We start from the raw sequence: 4,048 nt of genomic DNA on the forward strand, positions 1-4,048 counted from the left end.
ATATGAACTAAGTAAAAATAGAACAAGGGATAAGGTTAAAATTCATGAACTGCTTTCTATGACTGCCCCCTATTCCTTCCGTGGTTTTGGACAGAAGTTGGGAAAATTCATTAACAGTGAAAACTGGCTAGAACATTGTCTAAGTATTTTAGGTTTAGGTGGAAATAATAATGAATTTAAATATTCCGATGCCTCTGCCCATTTACTCTCTGGAATTATTACTAAAACAACTAGCTTAACTACCAGAGAATTTACAAATAAATACCTTTGTTCTAAAATTTCCATGACCGAAATACCCGATGTGGAAATGAAGTCCTATAATATTAACGATATTTTATTTACTAAGGAAAAAGGCTGGCTTAAGGACAAACAAGGTCTTACTATTGGTGGTTGGGGATTAACCTTAACCTTAGAGGATATGGCAAAATTTGGACTGCTCTACCTTAACAATGGTCTTTATAAGGGTGAGCAAATTATTTCAAAGAATTGGATAGAAAAAAGCACAAGGGATTATAGTAAGAATTATGGCTACCTTTGGTGGCTAAGAAATACAGAAAATTACAAGGCCTTTTACGCTATGGGAACAGGTGGTAATATTATTGCGGTAATTCCAAAATATAATCTGGTAATTGCAATTGCATCAGAAGTTTTACGAACTCCTCTAAAGGATAGATGGGAGTTAATAGATAATTTTATTCTTCCTTATACTATTTAATAAATAAACCCTTAGTGATTAAAATCGCTAAGGGTTTATTTATGCTATGCATTAACATTGTTTCCATTTCCTTGTTCTTCTCTATATAATTTATTATCGTAATATTTAATAAATGGAAAATATATTATAAAAGCCACTATAACACATATAAAGGCCAGAATTACCGCCTTTATATCTCCACCTGTTCCAATAAAGGCACCTGTACCTGCAGGAGATGGCCAAGGCATTTGAGCTATTATAGGTTTTACTAATTGTAATTTTGTTGCCCAATAAGCCAATGATGCTGTAGTTATTGGAGCTAAGAAAAATGGTATTGCCATAAAAGGATTATAAACTATTGGTAATCCAAATATTATTGGTTCATTAATATTAAATATTGATGGTCCAAGGGAAGCTCTTCCTAAAACTTTTAACTGTTCTGATCTAGCTAAAAAAGCGATAAAAATAGTCATTCCTAATGTAGCACCAGAACCTCCCAAGACAACATATGTATTTTGGAATTCACCTGCAAATGGTATGTTTGCACCTGCAGCATTTGCAGCCATATTTGATAATAGCATAGGTTTTACTAATGCATCAACTATATTAGCTCCATGAATACCTACTAACCATAGTGCATGTATTAAGAAGTATATTATAACTATACCTATCCATGTATCTGTAAGTTTTGTAACAAAACCGAAAGGTATTGCAATTATATTGAAAATATCTGTTCCTAAAGCAACTAAAACTCCATTTATAATTAATACTACAAAAGCAAGTACAAATGTAGGTATTAATGCTGTAAAAGCTCTTGAAACTCCTTCAGGCACAGCATCTGGCATTGTTATTGTCCAATTATGCTTAACACAAAAACGATAAACTAATACAGATATTACTCCCATTATAATAGCAGTAAAGATACCAGAAGTACCTATTCTACTAACGCCATCGCCAACCATTCTCCAACCGTTTATAACATGTTCATCTTCTGATATACTTTGTATTAATGAAAATCTTCCATCTACAAATACTAACTCAGGAATACACATAAAAAATGCAAATAATGATAATAAAGCACCACTTACAGGATTTATGTCTATATCTTCTTCATCTGCATAGATTTTAGTTAATTCATAACCTATAACTATAGAAAAATACAGTGCTAATATACCCATTGTTGCTTTATTTGCAACCATATATAAATCTTGTAGTCTAAATACTGAAGAATCAAAAATTCCTTGTAGTGCAGGAATTGTATCCGGTAATATATTTAAAACCAAAAACATTGAACCTACAATTGTAAATGGAATACTGGCAACCCCTGCTGCCATTACGGCTCTTACTAATTTAAACTGTGCTATTTTAGCCATTGGGCCCATGAACTTTTCTAAAAAACCAAATCCCTTACTCATAACTTCCTCCTTATTTCCTTACAATTTTCTCATATTTTTTAACTCTTTCAAACTGTTTATCCTTGTTTTTTTCAATGATATTTAATTTTATTATTATTAAATACGAAACAATAATGCCTATTAATAATACTACAGAAACCAATAGTCTAGCTTTTGATGTAGTTTTTAATATTGGAAAGATTTTCACGAATAAATTTGTCCATGATAATATAATCAATACTATATTAAAAAATAATTGTATCTTAAAATAAAGTTTTGTTCTTGGCAATTTATTAGTATGATTACTATATAGTTTTGCATGTTCAAAAATTACTAAAATTAATAATAAAATTAACATACAAGGTAATATAGCCATAAATGATTTAGTTAATAAAAGAGATAATAACCAATATAAATTTATAAAAAAGAATAAAGCAACGGTGTATCTAACAATTAAGTATCTGTTAAAATACATATTTTTCAGACTTAATTCCTTCCCTTTTTTATCAATTATTTTCTTTTCTTTTTTACTTAACTTTTTTTTACTCACTCTCCAATTTTCCTACCTTTTGATATAGTACATTCATTTCAACAGCTACTTCTCTTAAAGCTATTGTAGTCATTAAATGATCTTGTGCATGTACCATTATTACATTCATATCAACTTCTTTACCTGCTGCAAAATCCTGTAATAATTTCGTTTGTGCTCTATGAGCTTGAAGAATTTCTTCATTTGCTTCATCTAATTTTTTGTCAGCTTCTTCATAATTACCTTCTCTCATAAGCTTGAACCCTTCATGTATAATAGTTCTTGCTTGCCCACTATGAATTATTATTTCAAATGAAACAACTTCTGTATCATCTTCTGTTTTTTCAATTTTTTCTTCATGATTATTATTTGCCATATTAATCTCCTTTTTATAAATAGGGTTATGAGTAGTTATTAATATTAATAACTACTCATAAAATCAATTAGATATTATTTTCAATAAGTTTTGCTAATTTTTCAATTCCCATTGGTATAGGTACATAAGCATCAAAAGGAATATTTACTATTTCTTTATTTGATTTTTTAGCCATAGTATTTAAACTATCATAATTCATTTTTGCTTGAGGGCTTAATAAATATAAATCATATTCATCTTTTTCAATTTGCTTTTTACCTTCTCCTACAGAAGAAGCATCTACTTGAATTTCTTCACCCTTATTTTTAAAATAATCTGTTGTCTTTTTTGCCATAACCGAAGAAGACATTGCACCTACACAAATAATTACTGCTTTTTTCATCTTTTACCTCCTGATTTTTAGTTATAATCTATAGATTTTCACCATTGGATTTTATTACCTCTTGATACCAATAGAAGGAATCTTTTTTACTTCTTTTCAATGTGCCTCTACCTTGATTATCTTTGTCAACATAAATAAATCCATATCGTTTTTCCATTTCACCAGTGCCTGCTGAAACTAAATCTATAAATCCCCAAGGTGTATATCCTATTAAATTAACCCCATCTTCAATAACCGCTAATTTCATTTGTTCAATGTGGGCTTTTAAATATTCTATTCTGTAATCATCATGAATTGAACCATCTTCTTCAACCTTATCATAAGCACCAAAGCCATTTTCTACTATGAAAAGCGGTAAATTATACATATCCATAAACCAATTTAGTGAGTATCTTAACCCTACTGGATCAATTTGCCATCCCCAGTCACTAGCTTTTACATATTCATTTTTTACTATATCTTTGCTTTCATCATAATCAAAATATTTATTAGATTCTTTATGTTCTACAACTTTTGACATATAGTAACTAAAACCTATGTAATCAACCACTCCATTTTTTAACTCTTCTTTATCTTTTTCAGTAAAATCTAATTCAATACCTTTTCTATTTAAATATCTTAAAATATGATTTGGATAAGTACCATGTACATGAACATCTGTAAAATAATATCT

General features: G+C 29.3%; 6 protein-coding genes. 1 reads left to right on the forward strand and 5 read right to left on the reverse strand.

Going from position 1 to position 4,048, the window contains the following annotated elements; all coding sequences use genetic code 11:
• Positions 1-715, forward strand: a 715-nt coding sequence (locus WAO56_RS07675) for a serine hydrolase domain-containing protein (RefSeq protein WP_422146317.1), incomplete at its 5' end; no start/stop codon positions are given.
• A gap of 44 nt (positions 716-759) precedes the next feature.
• On the opposite strand, the gene celB is transcribed toward WAO56_RS07675, so the two are convergent.
• The 5 genes from celB to WAO56_RS07700 form a co-directional block, all read right to left on the reverse strand.
• Positions 760-2,109 carry a PTS cellobiose transporter subunit IIC gene (celB, locus tag WAO56_RS07680; protein ID WP_422146318.1) on the reverse strand — a complete coding sequence of 450 codons (1,350 nt, stop codon included), beginning with the start codon at positions 2,107-2,109 and terminating at the stop codon, positions 760-762.
• A gap of 10 nt (positions 2,110-2,119) precedes the next feature.
• Complete coding sequence (locus WAO56_RS07685; RefSeq protein WP_422146319.1) at positions 2,120-2,638, reverse strand: hypothetical protein; 519 nt, start codon at positions 2,636-2,638, stop codon at positions 2,120-2,122.
• Positions 2,631-2,993: a PTS cellobiose transporter subunit IIA gene (locus tag WAO56_RS07690; RefSeq protein ID WP_422146320.1), complete on the reverse strand. Its 363-nt coding sequence runs from the start codon at positions 2,991-2,993 to the stop codon at positions 2,631-2,633. Before WAO56_RS07690 ends, WAO56_RS07685 begins: the two co-directional genes overlap by 8 nt.
• A gap of 67 nt (positions 2,994-3,060) precedes the next feature.
• Positions 3,061-3,375, reverse strand: a complete 315-nt coding sequence (locus WAO56_RS07695; RefSeq protein ID WP_422146321.1) for a PTS cellobiose transporter subunit IIB — start codon at positions 3,373-3,375, stop codon at positions 3,061-3,063.
• A 28-nt stretch (positions 3,376-3,403) separates the two neighbouring features.
• Positions 3,404-4,048: family 1 glycosylhydrolase (locus tag WAO56_RS07700; protein ID WP_422146322.1), on the reverse strand; the 645-nt coding region annotated here is incomplete at its 5' end.

This window comes from Miniphocaeibacter sp., assembly GCF_049276255.1.
GTDB lineage: Bacteria > Bacillota > Clostridia > Tissierellales > Peptoniphilaceae > Miniphocaeibacter.